This is a genomic window from Buttiauxella sp. 3AFRM03, assembly GCF_003675305.1.
GTDB lineage: Bacteria > Pseudomonadota > Gammaproteobacteria > Enterobacterales > Enterobacteriaceae > Buttiauxella > Buttiauxella ferragutiae.
In genome coordinates this window covers 510314-535332 of record NZ_CP033076.1, presented here as the reverse complement: position 1 = coordinate 535332, position 25019 = coordinate 510314, and the positions used below count along the sequence as shown (strand labels likewise).

Below are 25019 nucleotides of genomic sequence, written 5' to 3'. Positions count from 1 at the left end.
GTCACAGTGTTTACTAAAATAAAGAGAGCGGCTTATGAATACTCACTGTAGCGTCAAGTACTGGTCATGGTTCACCGCATTTACCGTTTCGTTAGCCTTTTGGGTGCAAATGGTCTGGATGCTGACTCAGTAACACTTTCTTGCTTGTGCCCTGGTTCTCTGCCGGGGCGCTGATTCACTCTTCCTTTCCCTTTACACCTTCTGATTTATCAATTCGGGTTGTTATCAAATCGTTACGACATCTTTGTGTTATCTTTAATACTGTCCCTGATCTTCATCCGGGATACCGCTATCCTAAGAAATTTAAGGAGGAGCTATGTCGTTAACCCTACGCGAGGCCAGTAAGGACACTCTACAGGCGCTGAATAAAACCTATCATTATTACAGTTTGCCACTGGCTGCAAAGGAACTTGGGGATATCACCCGTTTACCCAAGTCGTTAAAAGTTCTGCTTGAAAACCTGTTGCGCTGGCAGGATGAAAACTCCGTTACTCAGGACGATATTCATGCCCTGGCAGGTTGGCTGAAAAATGCCCATGCCGATCGTGAAATAGCTTATCGTCCCGCACGTGTACTAATGCAAGATTTTACCGGTGTTCCCGCCGTTGTTGATTTGGCCGCGATGCGCGAGGCGGTAAAACGTCTTGGTGGCGATGTCGCCAAAGTCAATCCTCTGTCCCCAGTTGATCTGGTTATCGACCACTCGGTAACGGTTGATCATTTCGGTAATGACGAAGCTTTCGAGGAAAACGTGCGCCTCGAAATGGAGCGTAACCACGAGCGTTACGTTTTCCTGCGTTGGGGGCAGCAGGCATTCAGTCGCTTTAGCGTGGTGCCACCGGGAACCGGGATTTGCCACCAGGTTAATCTCGAATATCTGGGTAAAGCGGTGTGGAGCGAAATGCAGGGCAATGAGTTGGTTGCCTATCCTGACACGCTGGTCGGCACCGATTCCCACACCACGATGATTAACGGCCTTGGCGTTTTGGGTTGGGGTGTCGGTGGTATTGAAGCTGAGGCCGCCATGTTAGGCCAGCCGGTTTCCATGCTTATCCCGGATGTCGTCGGCTTTAAACTTGATGGCAAATTGCGTGAAGGTATCACCGCAACAGACCTGGTATTGACCGTCACACAAATGCTGCGTAAGCACGGAGTGGTTGGCAAATTTGTCGAATTTTATGGCGACGGCCTCGACACTTTACCACTGGCCGATCGTGCGACCATTGCCAATATGGCGCCAGAATATGGCGCGACGTGTGGTTTCTTCCCGATTGATGCGGTGACACTGGATTACATGCGCCTGAGTGGACGCAGCGAGGAGCAAATCGCGCTGGTAGAAGCCTATGCGAAGGTGCAGGGGATGTGGCGAAATACTGGCGATGAACCGGTATTTACCAGCACACTGGCACTGGATATGGACGAGGTAGAAGCAAGTCTGGCTGGGCCGAAACGGCCACAGGATCGCGTGCCGTTAGGCGATGTTCCTAAAGCGTTTAATGCCAGTAACGAACTGGAAGTGAACACCTCTCATAAAGATCGTGCTCCAGTTGACTACACCATGGACGGGCGTGAGTACCAATTACCCGACGGTGCGGTCGTGATTTCAGCCATTACCTCCTGTACTAACACCTCCAACCCAAGTGTATTAATGGCCGCGGGGCTACTGGCTAAAAAAGCAGTGACCTTAGGCTTGAAACGCCAACCGTGGGTGAAAGCTTCTTTGGCTCCGGGTTCTAAAGTCGTTTCTGACTATCTGGCCAAAGCTGGGCTAACGCCGTATCTCAACGCCTTAGGCTTTAATTTGGTGGGTTATGGTTGCACCACGTGCATTGGTAACTCCGGTCCGTTACCCGATCCGATTGAACAAGCAATCAAGAAGGGCGATCTTACCGTTGGGGCCGTGCTTTCGGGGAACCGTAATTTCGAAGGGCGCATTCATCCTTTGGTGAAAACCAACTGGCTGGCTTCACCGCCGCTGGTGGTGGCTTATGCTCTGGCCGGGAACATGAATGTGAACCTGACAACCGATCCGCTGGGGCATGATAAAAAAGGCGATCCGGTTTATCTCAAAGATATTTGGCCGAGCAGTCTGGAAATTGCCCGCGCAGTCGCGCAAGTTTCGACAGAAATGTTCCACAAAGAATACGCGGAAGTGTTCGAGGGTACGCCGGAATGGCGCAATATTGAAGTCGCTCACTCAGATACTTACGGCTGGCAGAGTGATTCTACCTACATCCGCTTGTCACCATTCTTTGATGATATGGAAGCCACACCTAAACCGCTGCAAGATATTCATGGTGCGCGCGTGTTGGCCATGCTGGGAGACTCTGTTACCACTGACCATATTTCTCCGGCAGGGAGCATTAAGCCTGATAGCCCAGCGGGGCGTTATTTGCAGAATCATGGGGTTGAACGTAAAGAATTTAACTCCTACGGTTCACGCCGTGGTAACCATGAAGTGATGATGCGCGGGACTTTTGCCAACATCCGTATTCGCAATGAAATGGTGCCTGGAGTAGAAGGCGGCATGACTCGCTTGCTACCAGGTGATGAAGTTATTTCGATTTATGATGCGGCGATGCGTTATCGCGATAAAGGTATTCCGTTAGCCGTGTTTGCCGGTAAAGAATATGGTTCGGGATCCAGCCGCGACTGGGCGGCTAAAGGGCCACGGTTGCTCGGTGTAAGAGTGGTGATAGCGGAGTCATTCGAGCGTATTCACCGCTCCAACCTGATTGGTATGGGCATTCTTCCTCTGGAGTTTCCAGACGGTGTGACGCGCAAAACGTTAGGGCTGACTGGCGAGGAGTTTGTTGATATTAGTGGCCTGAACGACCTTACGCCGGGCGTTTCGGTTCCTGTATCATTGACGTTTGCGGATGGAAGAAAAGAGGTGGTTGAATGCCGCTGCCGAATTGATACCGGTAATGAACTGACGTACTTCAAAAATGACGGCATCCTGCATTATGTGATTCGTAACATGCTGAACTAGCCAGAATTCTCCCCCAGCGATGGGGGAGAAAATAACTTAATCTTCAGACAGCAAGTGGCCCATTTTAGCGGCTTTAGTATCCAGATAATGTGCGTTCTTAGGGTTACGGCCCACGATGAGCGGCACACGTTCCACAATATTAATCCCTGCTTCGCTGAGAATTTCTACTTTGCGCGGGTTATTGGTCAGCAAACGAACTGCATCGACACCTAATAACTTAAACATATCGGCGCATAGCGTGAAGTCACGTTCATCAGCGGCAAAACCAAGCTGATGGTTAGCTTCCACGGTATCGTAGCCTTTATCTTGTAAAGCATAAGCGCGGATTTTATTAAGCAGACCAATATTGCGACCTTCCTGGCGGTGATACAACAACACACCACGGCCTTCTTCGGCGATATGGGTTAATGCAGCTTCAAGCTGAAAACCACAGTCACAGCGCAGGCTGAATAGGGCATCGCCCGTCAGACACTCTGAATGTACACGCGCCAGAACAGAATCATTTCCGGTTATATCACCAAAAACCAGAGCAACATGATCTTGCCCGGTTGCCAATTCTTCAAAGCCCACCATCAGGAAATCGCCCCATGGGGTTGGCAGTTTGGCTTCTGCCACACGTTTAAGCTGCATGTGATTCTCCAGGTACTTATAGTGGCACTTACGGTGCCTGCCAGCTGACTGGCTTGTTTAATTACTACTGCTTAGTTTGCCACAACGCCGACCACTTCGCCTAATAGACTGGGCAGACTCCTGGTTTTACCCTATGTAAGACTTCCCGCTTTCCCTTCGATGCTGTTTATCGGGTATCCTTGAGATTCAAATAGCATAAGGATAAGCAATGCGAGCGATAGCAAAACGAACAACAATGGGTGCTGGATTACTGTTGGTGATGCCTTTAGCCGTGTGGATCTCTGGTTGGCAGTGGGTTCCTGGCGGGCAAGGTAGTTGGTTGAAAATGATGTATTGGGTCACGGAGACCGTCACCCAACCCTGGGGCATCATTACCCATGTTTTGCTATGTGGCTGGTTTTTATGGTGCCTAAGGTTTCGCCTAAAAGCCGCGCTGATGCTGTTTGCGATTCTCGGAGCCGCTATTCTTATTGGGCAGGGCGTTAAATCTGTCATCAAAGACAAAGTGCAGGAACCTCGTCCTTTCGTGGTATGGCTTGAAAAAACACAACATATTCCGACAGATGAGTTCTACAATTTAAAACGTAAACAGCGTAGCGAGTTGGTAAAAAATCAGCTTAAATCGCAGCAAGAATTACCAGAATGGTTACGCCAACACTGGCAAAAAGAGACCGGTTTTGCTTTCCCGTCAGGGCATACCATGTTTGCGGCAAGTTGGGCATTATTGGGAGTAGGGCTACTGTGGCCCCGCCGAAGAACCTGGACCATCGCTTTACTGTTGGTTTGGGCGACGGGGGTGATGGGCAGTCGATTAGTGCTCGGAATGCACTGGCCCCGTGACTTAGTCGTTGCCACACTTATCTCTTGGGTGCTGATAACACTGGCAACCTGGCTTGCTCAGAAATTGTGCGGACCATTATCGCCGCCGCCGCAAGAAGCTGACGAAATAGCCGAACGGGATGCCGAGCCTTGAGATTATTGATTTAACCCCCATTTCTTATGAATTGAACGCGCTCAATGGATTCCACGAAGAACCGGGAAATGGTAGTTTATATAGTTGGAAAAACATTAGCGCTTAATGTATCTCCATCAACCTTCGAGCTGCGCGGATGTTGGCTGCACTCACTTACCGGATGACTTACGAACGTAAGCTCATCGGGATAAGTTTTCTTGCCGCCGGCCAGCCACTCGAATGTTAATGGTGATAGTCGCGTAAGACCACATGACGGGAAGTAATGTGAAATATTTATTCATTTTCTTACTGGTGCTAGCGATTTTTGTGATTTCAGTCACTTTGGGCGCACAAAACGATCAGGTTGTTACTTTTAACTATCTGCTGGCACAAGGCGAATATCGAGTCTCCACATTACTGGCGACCCTTTTTGCTGCGGGTTTTTTACTGGGTTGGATTATTTGTGGCCTGTTTTGGCTGCGTTTGCGTGTTTCGCTGACACGCGCCGATCGCAAGATCAAACGCCTTGAGCAGCAAATTACCACGGATTCTGACGCCATAGCAGCGGCGGTACCGGCTGTGAAGGAATAACCTGCCATGCTGGAATTGTTGTTTCTGCTCTTGCCTATTGCCGCCGCTTACGGTTGGTATATGGGGCGCAGAAGCGCGCATCAAGATAAGCAACAAGAAGCTAACCGCCTGTCGCGTGACTATGTGGCGGGGGTTAACTTCTTGCTGTCGAACCAGCAAGATAAAGCTGTCGATTTATTTCTCGATATGCTTAAAGAGGATACCAGCACTGTTGAAGCTCACCTCACGCTGGGTAACTTGTTCCGTTCTCGTGGTGAAGTTGACCGTGCCATTCGAATCCACCAATCATTAATGGAAAGTGCCTCGTTAACTTACGATCAGCGCTTGCTGGCTGTACAACAGTTGGGCCGTGACTATATGGCCGCTGGTCTGTATGACCGTGCCGAAGATATGTTCGCGCAACTGATTGATGAAACTGATTTCCGCATTGGTGCACTACAGCAGTTGCTGCTTATCCACCAGGCTACCAGTGACTGGCAAAAAGCCATTGATGTAGCAGAGCGCCTGGTTAAGCTTGGTAAAGATAAGCAACGCACCGAAATTGCCCATTTCTATTGTGAACAAGCGTTGCAGTTGATTGCCAGTGATGACCTGGAACGTGCCATGTCATTGCTAAAAAAAGGGGCCGCAGCCGATAAAAACTGCGCGCGTATTTCAATCATGATGGGCCGTATCTTCATGGCTCGTAATGAATACGCTAAAGCCGTGGAATCGCTACAACGTGTTATCGATCAAGACAGCGAGTTAGTCAGCGAAACTCTCGAAATGTTGCAAACTTGCTATCAACAGTTAGACAAACGACCAGAGTGGGAAGCGTTCTTAAAACGTTGTGTTGAAGAAAATACCGGGGCAGGTGCTGAACTGATGCTTGCTGAGATCCTTGAGCAAAAAGAAGGTTCTGAAGTCGCGCAGGTTTATATCAACCGCCAACTCCAGCGTCATCCGACCATGCGTCTGTTCCATCGGTTGATGGATTATCACTTGCAGGAAGCGGAAGAAGGGCGTGCTAAAGAGAGCCTGATGGTGCTACGTGATATGGTTGGCGAACAAGTGCGTACCAAACCACGCTATCGCTGCCAAAAATGCGGTTTTACCGCTTTCACGCTGTACTGGCATTGTCCGTCTTGCCGTGCCTGGTCGACGATTAAACCTATTCGGGGGTTAGATGGGCAATAACGGTTAGTTATTGTCCATCTATAAAAAAACACCATACTTTAGTTACAACATACTAATAGTTAATCCTGGTATCCTCACATCAACACCGTGTCGTTTGTGCCTTGCAAGGTGCAATGGCAACTGTAATTTTGTGTCTCCCGCGGGTAGAATGCTTGCCGTTTATCTCTTGCGCCGCATTGCTGCCCAACATCAGAAGGTTTAGCCATGAATTCAACTGCATCCTCCTCCTCCCGTGTTGCCACTGATTCTCCTATTGTCGTCGCACTTGATTACGATAATCGTGATAAAGCTTTAGCTTTCATTGACCGTATCGACCCGCGCGATTGCCGCCTGAAAGTGGGCAAGGAGATGTTTACTCTGTTTGGGCCACAACTGGTGCGAGACATCCAGCAACGTGGCTTTGATGTGTTCCTCGATTTGAAATTCCACGATATCCCAAATACCACAGCTCGTGCAGTTGCTGCCGCAGCCGAGCTTGGCGTATGGATGGTAAACGTTCATGCCAGTGGTGGGGCGCGCATGATGAGTGCTGCTCGTGAAGCTTTGTTACCATTTGGTAACGATGCTCCGTTGCTGATTGCAGTAACCGTGTTGACCAGCATGGAAGCCAACGATTTGGCCGATCTCGGGATTACGGCCACGCCTGCTGAATACGCAGAACGTCTGGCTCGATTGACACAGAATTGTGGTTTGGATGGTGTGGTTTGTTCCGCACAAGAAGCTGTGCGTTTTAAAAGTGAACTGGGTCAAGACTTCAAACTGGTCACCCCAGGAATTCGTCCGGCTGGTAGTGATGCAGGCGACCAACGCCGCATTATGACACCACAGCAAGCGCAGATTGCAGGTGTAGATTTCATGGTTATTGGACGCCCGATCACCCAATCGACAGATCCTGCTCAAACTCTGCGTGATATCCGGGCCTCTTTACAGCAGGGGGCGTGATGAAAGACGATAACAGCCGTTTAGTGTATTCCACAGAATCTGGACGCATTGATGAGCCTAAAGCCGCGACCATCCGCCCAAAAGGGGATGGTGTGGTGCGCATCCAACGTCAGACCAGCGGGCGAAAAGGCAAAGGTGTTTGCCTGGTAACCGGTATTGATATGGATGATGCGCAATTAGCGACTTTAGCGGCAGAACTTAAAAAGAAATGTGGTTGCGGTGGTTCGCTAAAGGATGGAGTGATTGAAATTCAGGGTGACAAACGCGACCTGATTAAATCACTGCTTGAAGCTAAAGGTATGAAGGTGAAATTAGCAGGCGGTTGATTCACCTATCGAAATCTAAAATAATTAGGCCACGGTAAAATTACCGTGGCCTTTTATTATGACTGCCGGGAGTCAGACCTGAATATTATAGCTTTTATAATTATTAAAGCGTTTACGCTTTTGCTGGCAGCAAAAATTATTTACTCACCTGATGGCCAATAATACCACCAACCGCCGCACCACCTAAGGTACCCAATGCACTACCATCGGTTAAGACCGCGCCACCTACAGCACCTGCACCGGCACCAATCGCAGTGTTACGGTCACGTGTAGACCAGTTAGAACAGGCGCTCAAAGACATCGCAACGGTCAAGGCCAAAGCAACGGCAGCAATTTTTTTGTTATTTAAGGTCATAATACTCTCTCCTGAATTATTGATTCACGGAAATAAGTCACTTTAAGTATAGAGGCAATTAACCTACTTAAAGAAAGTTACCGTGAAACTGCATGTCGATATAGACCTAAAAGATAACGCCAGTGATTATCACGTTCTGTTATATCGCTGTTAAATATTCTAATTTATACGGTGGATTACAACAGGTAAATAATCTTAAAGGGTGTGCAGGATAATTCTGATATGAGGACTGCCTGCGGGGGATGCAGGCAGTTAAACGTCGTGATTACGTAATGGGAAATTGTTTAACAATATTAACTTGAACACCAGTGTCTTGCAGTTGCTGACCGGTGATTTCGCTAATACCGTCATCAGTGATCACGCGATTGATACATGAAATCGGCCCCAGCGTGTAGGGGTGCATCGCACCAAACTTGGTGCTGTCTGTCAGAACAATGATTTCACTGCCTTTTTCCAACACGGTATTCACCACGTCGGCACGCATCATATCGCGGCTGGTGAATCCAGTTTCAGGCAAGAAACCGTCAATGCCGATGAACGCTTTGCTGAAGTGTACCTGCTGGATAAATTGACGTGTCAGAGGCCCAACCATACTTTCGCTTTTTTTCTGGTAGATGCCGCCAAGCAAAACAACTTCACAGTCAGTATCTTTCAGAAGATGAGCAATGTAACTGCTGACAGTAATCAGAGTGATTTTTTTCTGCTCGGCCAGTGCCCGTGCCAGCAGCGCATTACAACTGCCATTCTCGATAAAAATCGTTTCGCCATCGTTAACTAAAGTCGCTGCAAAATCAGCGAGATGCCGTTTAAGCGAATAATTGTTCATCATTCGCGTTTCAACGTCTTCGCTATCCAGCGGAACGGCATAGCCATGGATACGCTTCAGATAGTTTTTTTTCTCCAGAAGATTGAGATCCTGGCGAATGGTCACTTCTGAGACTCCGGTTTTTTTAGCGAGATCGGTCACACTCATGCGACCTTGATCAATCACCATCTGTAAAATAATTTGTTGTCTGGAATTCATGTCAGCCAAATTTTGGGCGGTGCATAAAGCACCGCCTGGATTATTAAAGTGTGTGTTCTGTGCGGGCTATAATATCATCCTGAGCGTCCGGAGATAAGGCGGTAAAGAAAGCAGAATAACCTGCTACACGAACCACCAGATCGCGATACTTATCAGGATGTTGTTTGGCATCTAACAGGGTTTCACGGGAAACAATGTTGTATTGTACATGCCAGCCTTTATGCTCTTCGAAGAAAGTCCGCAGCATAATCATCAACTTTTCACGGTCACGTGGGTTATCCAGTGTCGCCGGATTCAGTTTCTGATTCAGTAGCACACCGCCCAGAATTTCACTGGTTGGCAATTTGCCCACTGAACTGATTACGGCTGTTGGCCCAAGGCGGTCGGTTCCTGAAGCGGGGCTTGCTCCTTCAGCCAGCGGTGTTGTCGCTTTGCGTCCATCTGGTGTTGCCATGGTTGCAGCACCAAACGGCACGTTTGCAGAAATTGAAGAGGTCCCTGCGTAATATGTCCCGCCGATAGGCCCGCGGCCAAAACGAGTATTGTGATACTGCTTTAGCTCATCAATGTACGTCTGATAAGCGCGCGCCAGCAGTAAATCGACATCGTCTTCATCGTTACCATATTTTGGCGCGTTGTTAATCAGGCGTTGGCGCAGTTGCTCACCCGTCAAACCGTCAAAATCATTTGCCAGCGCTTCGGCTAATTGTTGCTGGCCAATGACACCTTGTTCGAACACCAGTTTTTTCACCGCAGCAAGGCTGTTGCCAAGGTTGGCGATACCGACTTGCAGACCTGAAACCCAGTCATACTTAGCGCCGCCTTGCTTAATGCTCTTACCGCGTTCGATACAGTCATCCACCAGTGCAGAGCAAAGAATATCGTGGGCATTTTCTTCCAGAACGGTATCAACAACACATTCGATTTCGATGGATTTCTGAGTGTAATAGCGAATCTGTGTATCCCAGGCGTTCATCACCTGATCAAACTGGGTGAAGTTGCCTGCGGAGAGCGCATGTTGTTGTGGCAGGAAGATTTTACCGCTGGTTGCATCGCGCCCATGTTCCAGCGCCGCCAACATCACCCGCGCGAAGTTAATGAAACTCATGCCTGTGCAACGATAACCCCACTTGCCACCAACCGCCGTTTCGATACAGCCGATAGCGGCATAATCATAAGCATCTTCGCGGCTGACGCCCAGTTTGATAAATTCTTCAATGACGATTTCATCGTTGTTAAACGCTGGCATCCCGAAACCACAGCGAATCACCTGCACGCAAGCGTCGAGGAAGTCATTACTCATCCCTGCGTGGTAGCGCACACTCAAGTTTGGCTGTGTTGAACGTAACTGGCCGCATGATTCAAGAATGGCGTAAGAGAGTGGGTTTACCGCGTCTACGGCCTCACCATTTACTAGCGTTTGGCCACCAATGGTCACGTTTTGGTATAGCGGGCTACCAGCAGATGCTTTCGAGTGGGAACCTGAACGAATCTTGTTAACTTCGAGCAACTTCAGCCAGCAGCTTTGCAGCAACTCGATAGCCTGGTCACGACCCAAAGTTTGCTCGAGTTCAACATCGCGGCGATACCACGGATACAGAAACTGGTCCAGGCGACCAAACGAAACGGAGTGACCGTTAGACTCAATCTGCAAGACTAACTGCACGAAGTAACTTAATTGCAAAGCCTGCCAGAACGAGGTCGGTTTTTGGTGGGCAATCAGCTCGCAGTTTTCGGCCATGGCCAGTAACTCGTCACGGCGTGCAACACGTTTTTCGCTGGCCGCCAATTCTTTAGCAAGCACCGCAAAACGCTGAATATGATCGCTTAACGCGACAAACGTAATATCGATAGCTTTCAGGAACTGTTCTTTATGCAAATCTTCCCAGTCGGTGAGATGCAGGCGTGAGCGGCGCTCAGCGACTTTGGCACGTAAACCATCAATACCTAGTTCCAGCAACAGCGGGAAGTTGACCGCCAGGTGCGCATCGCCAGAGGTCATATTGCCTTCGGCTTTGATAATCCCGGTTGCCAGCAACTCTTTTTGCTCGTCGGTGAACATTCCGTAGCAGCGATCTTGTACCGTCTGGCCGCGCCACCAGGGGCAAATTTCGTGCATTACCGCTTTATCTGCATCTGAAATCGAGAAGCCAGCGCCAGGGCGGTCGCCCAGTTCATCGATCTCGGTTTCGATCCAACCTACCGTATATTCAGGAAAAAATGGTGCACCGCGCACATGGCTTGCCTGGTTCCCGACAATCAGCTCATCATGCTTAATCCAGATAGTACGTTCAGCAAGGTGATGGGCGAGGGCGAGGGCGCGGCGCACAGGTAATGGCTTGTCCTGATGTTGCTGATAAATCGCCGTATAGTGTTGTGCGCGCTCAGTACAAACCGGCGGCTTAACGATATGAATCAACGCTTCTTTATGATCTTTGATGCGTTGGCTTAAGGTGTTCAGATTCAGTTGGGTCATCGGTTTATCCTCTTATCCAGGCGGTCATCCCTTTTTGGCTTGCGTACTGCTCAGCAAATTGCAGCAGTTCTGGCGCATCAAGCGGTTGGTGCGCGGCCGTATAAGGGAGATTCAGGAGCTTGTATTTGTTAATACCTAAAGTGTGGTAAGGCAAAAAGTGAATCGCTTTGACGCCAATTTCATCGGCGGCAAAATCGCAGATGGCACGAATAGATTGCTCATCAGCATTAAAGTCAGGGATTAATGGCACCCGTATCGTCATTTCGACATTGCGTGCCGCCAGCTTGCGGAAGTTATCCAGCACGCGTTCGGCGCTGCCATCGGTCCATTGTTTGAAACGCTTCGCGTCAACATGTTTGAGATCCGCGAGCAGCAAATCGAGATGTTCGAGCGTCGGTTCGATATATTTCCAGGGTACATGCAAGCAAGATTCGACAGCGGTATGAATCCTCGCTTCTTTGCTTTTTCGCAGCAGTTGCTCAGCAATATCAGGCTGCATAAAAGGTTCGCCACCGGAAAGCGTAATACCGCCACCGCTACGTTCGTAGAACGGTTTATCACGTAAGACTTTCTGCATGATGGCATCAACACTCTGTGTCTCACCGCACACGCTTAATGCTTGAGTGGGGCAGCAGTCGGCCAGTGCGGCCATATCGTCAGCCAGCAATTTCTCACGTGCGATAACCAACGAGTCGTCAACACGACTGATAGCGTGGGGAGCCGCTTGTGGGCATAACTCACAGCCTGCAAGACATAGGCGCTCATCAAACAGAACGTCTTGACTGCGTGCACGGCTTTCAGGATTCTGGCACCAGCGGCAGCCTAAGGAGCAGCCTTTCAGGAACACCACGGTGCGGATACCTGGACCATCATGTGTTGAGTAACGTTGGATATTAAATAGCATAAGCCCGCCTTTATCTTCTGTTCGTAAATTAGATTACTTTCGAATGAAGGTTTTATTGATTTCGATCAGCAAAGGAACAGACAGTGACGTTATGATGTGAGCAATGAGATATTCGACAAATCTGGAGAGTTTATGGAACTGTATTTAGATACTGCTGACGTTGCCGCAGTGAAACGCTTAGCGCGTGTTTTGCCTTTGCAGGGCGTGACTACCAACCCATCAATTGTAGCTAAAGCGGGCATTTCCCTTTGGGAAGTGTTGCCCGCGTTGCAGGATGCGCTGGGTGGTGAAGGCAAATTATTTGCTCAAGTCATTGCCGCACAAGCTGATGACATGGTGAAAGAAGCCGAGTTGTTGGTGAAACGCGTTCCGGGTCTGGTGGTAAAAGTTCCAACCACAGTCGAAGGCCTGGCGGCAATGAAGCAATTAAAAGCACTGGGCATCCCAACACTCGGGACAGCGGTTTATGGTGCCGCGCAAGGCTTACTGGCTGCGCTGGCAGGTGCAGAATATGTCGCACCGTATGTGAACCGCCTGGATGCGCAGGGTGGCGATGGTATTCAAATGGTGCAGGACTTACAGCAATTGCTGACGCTTCATGCACCACAATCGAAAATTCTGGCTGCCAGTTTCCGTACGCCGCATCAGGCTATGTCTTGCCTGTTGGCGGGTTGTGAAGCGATTACGTTACCGGTTGATGTCACTGAGCAATTGCTGACAACACCTGCGGTGAATGCTGCGATTGCAACATTCGAAAAGGACTGGCAAGGGGCGTTTGGTTCACTGAGCTTGTAAAACTGTGCCGGTTTTCGCCGGCAGCAGATCAAATCTCCCAGGGCGACTTTTTTAAGTCGCTTTCTTTTTGTTCATCACCATTTGCGACGAGTAGCAATTCAGCTTTCAAAATCTCCAGGTTATTAATGGCTGACGTATGATCGCCTCCCACTAAAATATCCAGCACAGTATCAATACGCTTTGCGAGTTGCAGAGGGTCCACTTTCGGCATAGTGCATCCTGTTTTTCGGGAAAAAGTTACCGTCATAATGCAAAAAAAGCCCTCAAAAGAGAAGGTGCTAAGGCGCTTTTTTACTCTTATCCATCAATCAATTATCGAATAATACATAAGTAATAATTATTAAATACTCCAATACATTCATACCAATGCAGTAGTGGATTAGTCTGATCCTGCGTGTAACGCGCTTTCATAACATGAGGATAAGATAATGACAGTCATTAACCAGCCAACTTGCAAATTGTTCACGGACACTACTCGATTCACTCAATTGTCTGGCTATTATGAAGTAGAACGACGCACTGTATGGATGATGTTACGAGCTCAACCTCGCCCTTGTTTCAACCATAAATTAATCGAAGAAATCATGAACCTGCGGTATCTGGTGCAGCAGGAGGGTTTTGTCGTTGATTTTTGGGTGACCGGCTCATTGGTGCAAGGCATGTATAACACGGGGGGCGATTTGGGCTTCTTTGTTGAATCAATTCAGCAAGGCCGTCGTGAAGCACTTCGTGCTTATGCTCGCGCTTGTGTGGACTGCGTCCATGCGGCTTCCCGCGGTTTTGATAGTGGAGCAATTAGCCTTGCAATGGTCGAAGGGAGTGCATTAGGAGGTGGGTTTGAAGCCGCACTTGCGCACCATTTTGTCCTGGCACAACGGGATGCGCGCATGGGGTTCCCGGAAATCGCCTTTAACCTGTTCCCTGGAATGGGAGCGTATTCGCTGGTTGCCCGTCGCTCTGGTATGAAACTGGCTGAGGAGCTGATTTATAAAGGGGAGTCACATACCGCTGAGTGGCATCAGCAATTTGGCCTGGTGGATGAATTATTTGAACCGGGCCAGGGTTACCTTGCGACGCGAACCTTTATCGATACCTTGCAGCCTAAGCTAAATGGTGTTCGGGCAATGTTGCGTGCCCGTCAACGTGTCCTCCAGTTACCTCGTTCGGAATTAATGGATATCACTGAAGACTGGGTGGATGCCGCATTCTGCCTCGAAGCTAAGGATATTGCTTATATGGAAAGACTGGTGCAGTTGCAAAACCGCCATACTGCAACGGTATTGCGTAAAGCGAGTTAAGGTTTAAGAGTGTTGTAATACGGCTCTGCCGTTGGTTGGCGCTGTTCTTCAGAATGGCGTCTTCTTTTTGCTGCGCGGTTCAGGGGGAACAATGAACCTGTTCAAGAAACGTTTTCAGAACAGGCGACTGATTTTCCCTGGACCAGACGACAGCGATGCCCATCGTCAGGTGATGAGATTCTTCCCTCAACTTACGAAAAACCACGCCTTGCCGCTTGATACATTGCAATGATGCAGGAACTAGCGCGATCCCGTTTCCCTCGGCAATTAGCCCCAGCATGATGTGATGATCTGCTGGCTCAGGGATCACATTAAGTTTGAAATTGATGCGCTGGAAAAATGCCTGACAATGATCATAAAAACCAGGATTCATACGCCTTTCGAACCAGAATATCGCTTCGCCACGAAGGTCGTCGAAACTTAAGCTACGTTTCGCTGCAAGTCGATGATGCTGGGGTATAGCCACGACTAACGGGTCATTTATGATTTTTTCGACAGCCAGATCTTGGGTATCGGAGTGCAAACCAACGAACGCGGCATCCATCGTGCCATTTTGCACTTCACGAATCAGATTAACGGAATAGTTTCCCTTTGAGAGGATTTGCCAGTCTGGAAAACGTTGGGTCAATTCATTTGTTACATTAGGGATAATGCTGCGTTCGAACACTGTGGTGTAGCCGATAACAAACCTTCCACCATCCTGACCTTTCGACGCACGGGCAACCGCAATCGCTTTTTCAGCCTGCAACAAAGTCAGTTTTACTTCCGGCAAAAATGCTGCACCCGCCTCGGTAAGTGTCACCCCAGTTTTACTGCGTAGAAATAATTGTACGCCAAGCTGCTCTTCCAGTTGGCGGATCTGTCGGCTTAATGGCGGTTGAGAAATATGCAGGCGTAACGCAGCGCGGCTGAAATTGAGTTCTTCACTCACTGCCAGAAAATAACGAAGTTGTCGCAGATCGATTGCATCATTCATACCGAAAAGGTATCACAAAAAGGGTATTGGATACTGTGCAGCGGAAAATTTAGAGTGCGTTCATCCCATAACTGAAAGGATTAAAAAATGGAAAACGAACGCTACTTACGTGGTCTTGCAAAATTAAAAGAAGTTGATGGAAATGCAGGTGAAAATGTCATTAACAGCTTGAGCGACATTGCACCAGATTTCGCAAAACTGCTGATTGAGTTCCCCTTCGGTGATATTTACTCACGCCCAGGTCTCGATTTGAAATCCAGAGAGATTGCGGTGGTTGCAGCACTGACAGCGCTTGGCAATGCGACACCACAGCTCAAAGTGCATATTCAAGGGGCATTAAATGTTGGCAATTCAGAGCAAGAAATTGTTGAAGTGATGATGCAAATGGCGGTGTATGCCGGTTTCCCATGCGCACTTAACGGGCTGTTTGCCGCAAAAGAGGTTTTTGCTCAAAGGGCTAACCAAAACTAACTATGCTGCACTATTAAGTGCCATATCAGGTGGATGATATGGCACTTATCTGTTTGATAAATCAGTTAACGTGCAGTTCTGGCTTGATAACGTTTTAACCAACGTTCGAATACGGCTGCGGGCATGGGTTTCGCAAACAGATAACCTTGCCGTTCGTTGACACCATTCTTAGTCAGAAAGGCATCTTCTTTTTGGTTTTCCACCCCTTCAGCAATCACCTGCAAATTCAAAGCCTGCGCCACTGCAACGATGGCACGCACTAGCGACTGGGAAACAGATTGCTTATGAATATCGCGCACGAAACTTTGGTCGAGTTTAATGGCATCAATCGGGAAACGAGCGAGTTGAGAAAGCGAGGAATAACCCGTTCCAAAGTCATCCAAATGCACCTGGGCACCAAGACGACTGAACTGCTGAATCACCGAAAGGGCTAACTCTTCGTTTTCAATCAAGCAGCTTTCTGTGAGTTCGACATCGATAGGGCAGTACTCAAAGTTGAGATCTTTGAGTGCTTGCTTCAAATCGCTAAAGATTGTTTGGTCTGCTAACTGGCGTGCAGACACGTTCACCGCGACGCGTAAGTTGATACCTTTATCACGCCATTTCGCCACCTGTTGAACCACGCTCAACATTACCCAGCGGCCAAGCGGAACAATCAAACCGGACTCTTCTGCATAGGAAATGAAGTCCAGTGGTGGAATCAAACCACGCTCTGGCGATTGCCAGCGAACCAACGCCTCCAGGCTTCTGACTTCGCCGCGCCAGGTCATTTTCGGCTGGTAGTGAATAACCAGCTGATCGTTTTCCAGCGCTTTACGTAAGTTGGTATCGAGCCACAAGTATTCAAAGACCCGCTGATTCATTTCCGGTGAGAAGACACAGAACTTGCCGCGCCCGCTCTCTTTTGCGGTATACATCGCGGTATCTGCGTTGCGAATAACGCTTTCCCGGTCTTCACCATGCTGGGGAGCCAGCGAAATACCTAACGAACAACCGGTGTAAACTTCAATTAACCCGATACGGAAAGGTTGCTTCAGGCGGGTTAAAATTCGCGACGACATCGCTTCCAGAGTGGCTTGCGAAGTGTCAGTAGCCAGAACAATAAACTCATCACCCCCAAGGCGGGCCAGAATTTGCCCATCATCAAGACAACTCAAAATCGCTAACGACACCGCCTGCAAAAGCTGATCGCCAAACATATGGCCATAAGCATCGTTCACTTTTTTAAAGTTATCGAGGTCCAGATAAACGATGCCAGCCTGAGTTTCACCGCGATTATCGATAGCGGCAGTGATGAGGTCATTAATGGCATTGCGATTGGGAAGGCCGGTAATCGTATCGGTATTTGCCAGCACTCGCAGGCGTTCTTGTGCGCGGCGTTCTTCGGTAATGTCGGTACCAGAACAAATCAGATAGATTTCGTTCTTGCCACTGCCACTGTGGACGAATTTATTGCGAAACAAAAATAGCCGCTGTCCTTTGCGGGTTTTTATCCAGCGTTCGACTTCGTAAGAGTTTCCGTTGAGAAAGAAACCGCTAATATTGCGTTTGGATGCGGCGGCTTCACTACGGCTCATGAATAATTTAAAGACGTTTTGCCCAATGACATCTTGTTCTTTAAGACCGGTATATTCTTCACTCAGGCGATTGAAGCGCTGAATATTCCCTAATCGGTCGAGAATGACGATCACCGAGTTTGCCTCAGAAACCACCTGTTCTGCAAAAGAGAGGCCTTGTACTAAATCACGCGCAACAGAAGGGGTATCATTCCATGCTGAGGCCGTACCGGCCCACTCCTTTTTTGATACTTTTCGTCCTACCAGATGGACAGAAACTTCGCTGCCAAACAAAGAAATTGACATGGTTACGCTTGAGGTAATCACCGTCATTTGGCGGATTTGCTCTGCCTGTTCGGGATCCAAAGCGATGACCTGACTCACATCTGAATCTTCGCTGGCTGCTAATTGCAGCGCATTGCTATCGGTTGGCAAACGCCAATATGGGCTGGTTGTCCCTAAATAACGGTAGAGCAGATTCTGCTCCAAATCGTCTTTCATGCTCTCTCCTGAACCGGGCCGACATATCGTGTCAGTCTGATATTTATATTAGCAATATAAAACCGATCTCAAAGCGACAACTGTCTGTAAAAGACATTGTTTTTGCAGAAGATGTGAGAAATCTGAATCTTCGGCGCTAGATTGGCAGTTTTTCGGGAGACAACGCAAGTAAAAAAAGTGTTACAACTCTAATCATTTCCCCATTGTTACTATTTCCCGAAATCCAGTTGTCGGTGGAAAAGTTCCAATAAAAAAGCTGAACACAATGTTCAGCTTTTTAGGAAGATTTTTAAACTTGCGTTTAAATTGCTGGACGGGCAATCACGCTACGCGTTTCCATACGCACTTCGGCGATAGTTACATCGATAACGTCAGTCACTTTAAAGGCGACTTCACCTTTAATTTGCACTGTACCAAGCTCCTGGCTGCACACCATTTCATCACGAACAGAGTGAATGAATGGCGCAGGGATGAAGGCTACCGCGCCGTTTTCAATCAGGCGTACACGCATCCCGCCACGGCTGACATCAATGATTTCAGCTGCAAAGCGTGTGTCGGTTCCCGCTTTATCTTGCAGGAAGCGCGCATATAACCAGTCGCCGACATCGCGTTCTGCCATACGGTTCAGGCGACGGCGCTCCGCCATCTGTACCGTGATCTCATCTTGCGGACGCGTTGCGGTTTCACCTTTGATGATCGCCTTTAACAGACGATGGTTGATCATATCGCCGTATTTACGAATCGGTGAAGTCCAGGTGGCGTAAGCTTCGAGGCCAAGACCGTAATGCGGACCAGGTTCAGTGCTGATTTCAGCAAATGACTGGTAACGACGAATACGGCTATCAAGGAAACTGGTTGGTTGTGCATCAAGCTCACGGCGCAGTTTACAGAAGCCGTTCAACGTCAGCACTTCCTGGGCGTCAACTTCCAGACCGTGGCCTTGCAACATGTTTGCGAGCTGATCAATGTTAGCTGGGTCAAAACCGGTATGGACGTTATAAACGCCAAAACCGAGCTTTTCACGCAATACAATGGCTGCACAGACGTTGGCGGCAATCATGGCTTCTTCAACGATGCGGTTCGCAATACGACGCGACTCAGCGACGATATCCAATACTTCGCCTTTTTCACCTAATACAAAGCGGTAATCAGGGCGATCTTTGAACACCAGTGCATGCGTACGACGCCATTCAGCGCGGCTCAGACAAACGCGTTCCAGCAAACGGATTTGTTTGGCAATGGCGTCACCTGGCGGCTGCCAGTCGCCTTTTTCTTCCAGCCAGTCGGATACATCTTCATAGGCCAGTTTGGCTTTAGATTCGATGGTGGCGACGAAGAAATTAATGCCTTCATCGATACTGCCGTCTTGCGCGATAACCATGCGGCAAGCGACAACCGGGCGCGTGACGTTGGCACGTAATGAACACAGGTCATCAGATAATTCACGTGGCAGCATCGGGATGTTAAAGCCCGGCAGGTAGTTGGTGAATGCGCGAACTTTGGCGATGCCGTCAAGCTTGCTGCCTTCAGCAATCCAGGCGGTAGGGTCAGCAATGGCAACCGTCAGTTGCAATTTGCCGTCGGCCAGTTCTTCAACGTACAGCGCATCATCCATATCTTCCGTGCTGGCGCTATCAATGGTGACGAAATCAAGGGCGGTTAAATCTTCACGCACCAGGCCTTCATCTAACATTTCAGTCGACACACCGTTAGGTGCTTCGCGTTCCAGATTGTGGCGCGACAGTGTCACCCACCACGGGGCAAGATGATCGTCGCCGAAGGTAATGAACTGCGTTAATTCAGCGTAAAAAGCGCGATCGCCTTTCAGCGGGTGGCGCTTCATTTCAGCCACGGCCCAGTCGCCATTCTGGAAATCATGCGTCACGTTACGATCCGCACGACACTGAATCGCGTCACGTAATAACGGATGATCCGGCACGATAGACAGGCGGTCGTCTTTACGTTGTACACGGCCAACAAACCGGCTGAGGAACGGTTCGATAAGCTCTTCTGGCTCAGCGGTTTCGCGGTCCTTGTCGGTATGAATCACCGCGCTCACGCGGTCACCGTGCATCACTTTTTTCATCTGCGGAGGCGGAATAAAGTAACTTTTCTGGGAATCCACTTCGAGGAAGCCAAAGCCTTTTTCCGTGCCTTTAACCACGCCTTCAACGCGTGGAGTTTGGGAATGCAGTTGCTGTTTAAGCTGCGCGAGCAGCGGGTTATCCTGGAACATGTATTTTAGTTTTCGTGGCCAAAAGAGCGGCTGACAGTTTTACGCGAAACCACTCATTGCGGCAAGCGATGATTGCCGTAAAAACGTGGGATATACAATGTCTAGCTGGCATTTCCCAACCCAATTTTCAGTCGATTCAACCAGCCATACAGCCCTGAAATCACCAGTAATCGCAACGCATCATCGTTGCTAAAACCTTGTTCAAATAAGGGTTGAAGCTGGGCGGCACTGAAGCTGCCTGGTGCTCGAGTTAATACGCGAACAGCCTGTATGATCGCGCGCTCCCGAGGATGATTGTGGCTCCAGGCCTGTAGCGCCCGTTCTCCATTGCGTATCGCTTCGGGTAAACCATTTTCTGCATGCCAATGAGCAGTCGCATGACTAAAGCAACTGACGCTTCCATTAATGCGCGCCGTCAGCAGGTTCACCAGCACGAGATCGTCACCGATTTCGCCATCGGGCGGGAGTAACAGCCTGATAAGCTGACTCAGCACAGAAAGCGGTTCAGCATCGTGCGCCAGCAGCCAGCCAATCGGGTTTAAAACGCTTTGTGACTGGCTCAGGTTCAAAACATCGAGCTGTTGCGTGTTCGCGTAACGTTGCTCGACAGGGGGTAAATCAGGTTGCCAGGATTTATCGCCATCAAGGAACAAATTCGCGCTGGCATCTTGTTGGGTATCAAGCCCAGGAAGCCAACGCACAGGTAGACCCTGAAGCGCCTGAAAGACGGCAATCACACGAGCCTGAAAACCGGTAAACCCAATCAATTGGTTAAATGTCACTATGTCATTTACTGATAGAGCGACTTCATCGAGTTGCTGGCGAGAATTATCATCAATCAAGGTGGGCTGGCTGGCCAACTGGCGGGCGTACTGAGTAATTTGTGTCAAGCGGCGATTGCTCTCGCGGGAGGAGTCTGGCCCGGGTTGTGGTGCAAGGCGTGCGGCGTAATGATTGCACAGCCGTTGTACGCCATACACTTGCGCGACAGTCAGCGCGGTGCTCAACCTGTCATAACAACTGAGCGTGTGTAAACGGGTGACAGGGCTGTTTTCAGGCAGTAAACATGTCGCGCCCTTGAGGGCGACAGAAAGCCAGGCTGCTTCGGATGCATGTTGCTCGGTACTCAATTCTAGATCGAGTAAAAAACGGTTTTCGAGGTAAGCGGCCTCGGGAACTAACGGTAATACGGCGGCGTCGCTGCGGCTGGACTGTGTTTCATGATACCAGTGGCCTTTGCCAGAGATTCGGCGTTGTTCCATGGTCGTTCCTTGGTCAAAGAGTTTACAAGCCCGGGTGAAACACCTGAAGGCCTGATTTGCTGCTTTATCCTGGCTTAACCACGTGAGGCGACAAAAGAATGATCGGTGATAATAAATATCGGAAAGGTATATGGAAGTAAAGTGGGGGCGAGGCGAGGGAGTTTATGGGGCAGGCGGCAGCCCACCCCATATGAACCGAATTAGTCTTTCAGTTCCAGTTCGTTCATGGCAGCGATGCTGAAACCGCCGTCAACGTGCAGAACTTCACCGGAAACACCGGCAGACAAGTCTGAACACAGGAACGCTGCGGAGTTACCCACATCTTCAATGGTCACAGTACGACGAATCGGAGTAACCGCTTCGCAATGTGACAGCATTTTACGGAAATCTTTAATACCAGATGCTGCCAGAGTACGGATTGGACCTGCAGAAATGGCGTTAACACGTACACCTTCTGGACCCATCGCGTTTGCCATGTAGCGCACGTTTGCTTCCAGAGATGCTTTAGCCAGACCCATAACGTTGTAGTTAGGGATTGCACGCTCAGCACCCAGGTAAGACAGAGTCAGCAGAGCAGAACCTGGATTGAGCATTTCGCGACATACTTTTGCCATTGCGACAAAGCTGTAAGAGCTGATGTCATGAGCGATTTTGAAGCCTTCACGGGTAACTGCATTCACGTAGTCGCCATCTAACTGGTCGCCTGGTGCGAAACCGATAGAGTGAACGAAACCGTCAAACTTCGGCCAGGTTTTAGCCAGCTCGGCAAACATTGCATCGATGCTTGCATCTTCAGCCACGTCACACGGCAGGACCAGGCTTGAACCCAGATCGGCTGCAAAGCCTTCAACACGGCCTTTCAGTTTTTCATTCTGGTAAGTGAAAGCCAGTTCAGCACCTTCGCGGTGCATCGCCTGTGCGATACCGTAGGCAATGGAGAGTTTACTGGCGACGCCAGTGATCAGAATGCGCTTACCGGTAAGAAAACCCATAGCTTTGAATCCTTATAGTTTCTGCTAATTTTATGACTTTAAAATCATCAAATTACGATTAGTTAGTCACAATTTTTCAACACGAAAGTGAAATTATATCCCACTCCACTGCAGTTGTGTCACCTTATTTTTACCGCCCAGGCTGACTGGCTATCACGTCACCAGAGGTCGGAACAGCCAGACCATGATTCACGTACTACGCTTTAGAGGATATTTTTTGTTCACTGGTCACTAACTGAGAGCGTAATGATGAAGATAAATGTCGAAACGCAGGTAGATGCACCTGTTGAGAAGGTTTGGCAGGCTTATATCGACCCGGAAGCCATCAAACAGTGGAATACGGCATCACCGGACTGGCATACGCCGACTGCAGCGGTAGATTTTCGGGAAGGCGGGCCATTCTCATTTCGGATGGAAGCCAAAGACGGCAGCATGGGATTTGATTTTGCAGGTGTCTACACCCGCATCGTGCCGCATAAATTAATAGAATATAAGTTTGGCGATCGTGAAGCGAAGGTGGTGTTTACTCCAGTAGATAAGGGTGTCGACGTTCGTCTGGAATTCGATCCTGATGGGCAATATCCCGTCGAGCATCAAAAGAGCGGCTGGCAGGCTATTCTGGATAATTTTGCACGTTATGTGGAAGCAAAAACATAACGTTTAAAAGGCTGACATCTTCACTTATCCGCCTTGCACAATGCGGTTGTAGGGTGGATAGGAGTACATCAATTGAGCCGTGTTCAATCATTTTGCAAAAATAAGTTAACCCGCTAATTATAATGCAGTGATGCAAATGGATTTATATATTTTAAGTACACGACGATTAAAATACTTCACATTCGCAGATTTAATAAATTTGTCCTGGCTGTCTAAATAGACAGTATTCCCCCCATTCGTTTTATGAGACCTGCATCTAATAAAAGCTTATTTTCGTTACGCTGCTCACAAAACTATTATAACTAGTGAAATTTATTTTTGAATAAATCTCAATAGTTTTGTTGTGGCTTATTTATCCTGCTGAGGGATATAGTGTAAAAATAATTTGATATTACTAACTTTAATAACAGGCACTCGTTCTGTGGCTTGTGTAATGTATTTCCCATGCCTGTTGTTATTCTGGAGTCGCTCTAACTTTGCATTGATTATTTTAATTCAGGAAGAAATATAATGAAGATAAAACTCTTACCCCTTGCTGTGTCCGTAGGACTTTCAGTACTCCCCTCAGTTGTATTTGCAAGTGAGGCTGCGGAGCCTGCATCTAAAAGCGTAGCTTTCACAGATCCACTTTCAGGTATTGATTTCTTTGGCTATTTTCGCTCAGGGATTGCCGGTGGAGAAAGTGGTTCGATGAACGAAGCTGTCGGTGGTAGTTTCCAGAAAAATAAACTAGGTCGTCTTGGTAACGAATTTGATACCTATGCCGAAATTGGCTTTGGTAAAGAGTTATATAATGCAGGTAGCCAATCTGTTTACATACAGACCATGATTAATATGTATGATGGCGACTCTAACAGTAATAATGGGGATAACCCATTTGGCTGGGAGAATCTGAATATGCAGTTCCGTAACTTCATGGGGTTTGATGAAACAACATGGGTCGGTATTCGCCAGTACAATAAATACAGCATTGATGCTAACGATTATTTCTTCTGGAATAAGACAAACGTTGGCGGCGGTATTGAAAAAATGTCGGTAGGGCAAGGAAAATTGTCAATAGCCGCGCTGCATCGTGATATTGAAGAAGATAATTCAATGGGAGCTGATGGCGATCTCGACAGTGTAGATATTGATGATTTAGTCGATTCCAACCAACTGGAGTTGATGTATGACAGTCAGCCATTGTGGCGTGGCGCTAGCCTGGTTGTGGGCTATAAGTACCTCAATGCTGATGCCAGTGATGAGCAAATTCAGCATAACAACCATGATTATTCAGATGGTCAGACCGCTATGGTCATGTTGCAGCAGCAGGTCTTTGAGAAGGGTATCAACAATACCGTGGTGCAATATTATGCGGATGGTTCAGCTCTGCAAGGGGTCACCTTCGGCGCCGCTGATACATTGAACGGCACAGTGAAAAGTGGTAACGGATGGGCAATGCGTAACTATGGCGTAATTCCACTGGCTGAAGACTGGGATCTGAGTCATGCCATCAATTATGCAGCAGCCAACGATATTGAGCGGTGGGATGGCAAAAAAGGGGATGGTACAACAGTTTCCGCCAGTGCCAAAGTTACCTATCACTGGTCGGACTATACCCGCACCTATGTTGAGCTAGGTTACTTCGATGATGAGAAAACGGTGGATGGCACAAACTATGAACGTAGTGGTTCGAAGTACACTGTCGCTCAGGCGTTATCCTTCGGTCGAGACAAGCCTGAACTACGTCTGTTCGCCAGTTATTTTGATAGCAGCACCGATAACTGGGATGATACTGGAAACGCCTTTGAAAACGGCCATTCCAGCGACACATGGGCGGTTGGTCTGCAAGCTAATGTATTCTGGTAACAAGAATATTTGAACCGTGGGCAACGTAGAAAATTCTGCAGTTGCCCACAATATCGCGT

General features: G+C 48.6%; 23 protein-coding genes. 12 read left to right on the top strand and 11 right to left on the bottom strand.

Translation table 11 applies throughout. The features are described 5' to 3' along the window. The first annotated feature begins 34 nt into the window (after positions 1-34). Both ymiC and acnA read left to right on the top strand, forming a co-directional pair. The gene (ymiC, locus tag D8682_RS27385; RefSeq protein WP_305038228.1) at positions 35-133 is read left to right on the top strand and encodes a small membrane protein YmiC; all 99 of its coding nucleotides are present in this window, start codon (positions 35-37) and stop codon (positions 131-133) included. A 183-nt stretch (positions 134-316) separates the two neighbouring features. After that, positions 317-2992 (top strand): aconitate hydratase AcnA, encoded by a 2676-nt coding sequence (gene acnA / locus D8682_RS03720; protein WP_064546362.1) that lies wholly within the window; start codon positions 317-319, stop codon positions 2990-2992. A gap of 36 nt (positions 2993-3028) precedes the next feature. On the opposite strand, the gene ribA is transcribed toward acnA, so the two are convergent. Beyond that, positions 3029-3622 (bottom strand): GTP cyclohydrolase II, encoded by a 594-nt coding sequence (gene ribA, locus D8682_RS03715; RefSeq protein WP_064546364.1) that lies wholly within the window; start codon positions 3620-3622, stop codon positions 3029-3031. 208 nt (positions 3623-3830) lie between these two features. On the opposite strand from ribA, the gene pgpB reads away from it, so the two are divergent. The 5 genes from pgpB to yciH all read left to right on the top strand — a co-directional run bounded on the left by pgpB (position 3831) and on the right by yciH (position 7609). Continuing rightward, positions 3831-4595, top strand: coding sequence for a phosphatidylglycerophosphatase B (pgpB, locus tag D8682_RS03710; protein WP_064546366.1), 765 nt, complete (start codon positions 3831-3833; stop codon positions 4593-4595). A 264-nt stretch (positions 4596-4859) separates the two neighbouring features. Beyond that, a complete protein-coding gene (locus tag D8682_RS03705) occupies positions 4860-5165 on the top strand; it encodes a LapA family protein (protein ID WP_064546369.1) in 306 nt (101 codons plus the stop codon). A 6-nt stretch (positions 5166-5171) separates the two neighbouring features. Continuing rightward, entirely contained in the window at positions 5172-6341 is a 1170-nt protein-coding gene (gene lapB / locus D8682_RS03700; RefSeq protein ID WP_121813560.1) for a lipopolysaccharide assembly protein LapB, read from the top strand. A 204-nt stretch (positions 6342-6545) separates the two neighbouring features. Next, a complete protein-coding gene (gene pyrF, locus D8682_RS03695) occupies positions 6546-7283 on the top strand; it encodes an orotidine-5'-phosphate decarboxylase (protein ID WP_121813559.1) in 738 nt (245 codons plus the stop codon). Then, entirely contained in the window at positions 7283-7609 is a 327-nt protein-coding gene (gene yciH / locus D8682_RS03690) for a stress response translation initiation inhibitor YciH (protein WP_064546372.1), read from the top strand. Before pyrF ends, yciH begins: the two co-directional genes overlap by 1 nt. Positions 7610-7745: 136 nt before the next feature. Here the strand turns inward: yciH and osmB are convergent, their stop codons facing one another. From osmB to D8682_RS03670, 4 genes are all read right to left on the bottom strand, one after another. Then, positions 7746-7964: an osmotically-inducible lipoprotein OsmB gene (gene osmB, locus D8682_RS03685; protein ID WP_064546376.1), complete on the bottom strand. Its 219-nt coding sequence runs from the start codon at positions 7962-7964 to the stop codon at positions 7746-7748. 265 nt (positions 7965-8229) lie between these two features. Continuing rightward, complete coding sequence (locus D8682_RS03680) at positions 8230-8988, bottom strand: DNA-binding transcriptional regulator YciT (RefSeq protein WP_064546378.1); 759 nt, start codon at positions 8986-8988, stop codon at positions 8230-8232. A gap of 43 nt (positions 8989-9031) precedes the next feature. Next, entirely contained in the window at positions 9032-11464 is a 2433-nt protein-coding gene (locus D8682_RS03675) for a formate C-acetyltransferase/glycerol dehydratase family glycyl radical enzyme (protein ID WP_064546380.1), read from the bottom strand. Positions 11465-11468: 4 nt separating this feature from the next. After that, entirely contained in the window at positions 11469-12368 is a 900-nt protein-coding gene (locus D8682_RS03670) for a glycyl-radical enzyme activating protein (RefSeq protein WP_121813558.1), read from the bottom strand. A 132-nt stretch (positions 12369-12500) separates the two neighbouring features. Here D8682_RS03670 and fsa point away from each other — a divergent pair, with 132 nt between their 5' ends. Next, on the top strand, positions 12501-13163 hold the full coding sequence (gene fsa / locus D8682_RS03665) for a fructose-6-phosphate aldolase (protein WP_121813557.1): 663 nt from the start codon (positions 12501-12503) through the stop codon (positions 13161-13163). A 28-nt stretch (positions 13164-13191) separates the two neighbouring features. On the opposite strand, the gene D8682_RS03660 is transcribed toward fsa, so the two are convergent. Then, on the bottom strand, positions 13192-13374 hold the full coding sequence (locus tag D8682_RS03660) for a hypothetical protein (protein ID WP_121813556.1): 183 nt from the start codon (positions 13372-13374) through the stop codon (positions 13192-13194). 217 nt (positions 13375-13591) lie between these two features. Here D8682_RS03660 and D8682_RS03655 point away from each other — a divergent pair, with 217 nt between their 5' ends. Continuing rightward, positions 13592-14461 (top strand): crotonase/enoyl-CoA hydratase family protein, encoded by an 870-nt coding sequence (locus tag D8682_RS03655; RefSeq protein ID WP_064546391.1) that lies wholly within the window; start codon positions 13592-13594, stop codon positions 14459-14461. Positions 14462-14540: 79 nt separating this feature from the next. Here the strand turns inward: D8682_RS03655 and D8682_RS03650 are convergent, their stop codons facing one another. Beyond that, positions 14541-15437, bottom strand: coding sequence for a LysR family transcriptional regulator (locus D8682_RS03650; protein ID WP_121813555.1), 897 nt, complete (start codon positions 15435-15437; stop codon positions 14541-14543). 87 nt (positions 15438-15524) lie between these two features. Between D8682_RS03650 and D8682_RS03645 the strand changes: the two genes are divergently transcribed. Next, positions 15525-15908 carry a carboxymuconolactone decarboxylase family protein gene (locus tag D8682_RS03645; protein WP_064546395.1) on the top strand — a complete coding sequence of 128 codons (384 nt, stop codon included), beginning with the start codon at positions 15525-15527 and terminating at the stop codon, positions 15906-15908. A 65-nt stretch (positions 15909-15973) separates the two neighbouring features. Here the strand turns inward: D8682_RS03645 and pdeR are convergent, their stop codons facing one another. The 4 genes from pdeR to fabI form a co-directional block, all read right to left on the bottom strand. Then, positions 15974-17965 (bottom strand): cyclic di-GMP phosphodiesterase, encoded by a 1992-nt coding sequence (pdeR, locus tag D8682_RS03640; protein WP_064546397.1) that lies wholly within the window; start codon positions 17963-17965, stop codon positions 15974-15976. A 301-nt stretch (positions 17966-18266) separates the two neighbouring features. After that, positions 18267-20201: an exoribonuclease II gene (locus D8682_RS03635; protein WP_121813554.1), complete on the bottom strand. Its 1935-nt coding sequence runs from the start codon at positions 20199-20201 to the stop codon at positions 18267-18269. 101 nt (positions 20202-20302) lie between these two features. Continuing rightward, a complete protein-coding gene (locus D8682_RS03630; RefSeq protein ID WP_121813553.1) occupies positions 20303-21463 on the bottom strand; it encodes a carboxymuconolactone decarboxylase family protein in 1161 nt (386 codons plus the stop codon). A 200-nt stretch (positions 21464-21663) separates the two neighbouring features. Then, positions 21664-22455, bottom strand: coding sequence for an enoyl-ACP reductase FabI (gene fabI / locus D8682_RS03625; protein ID WP_064546403.1), 792 nt, complete (start codon positions 22453-22455; stop codon positions 21664-21666). A gap of 246 nt (positions 22456-22701) precedes the next feature. Between fabI and D8682_RS03620 the strand changes: the two genes are divergently transcribed. Both D8682_RS03620 and D8682_RS03615 read left to right on the top strand, forming a co-directional pair. Further along, positions 22702-23112, top strand: coding sequence for an SRPBCC domain-containing protein (locus D8682_RS03620; protein ID WP_202914369.1), 411 nt, complete (start codon positions 22702-22704; stop codon positions 23110-23112). 510 nt (positions 23113-23622) lie between these two features. Beyond that, positions 23623-24960, top strand: a complete 1338-nt coding sequence (locus tag D8682_RS03615; RefSeq protein WP_121813552.1) for a carbohydrate porin — start codon at positions 23623-23625, stop codon at positions 24958-24960. The last annotated feature ends 59 nt before the right edge of the window (positions 24961-25019 follow it).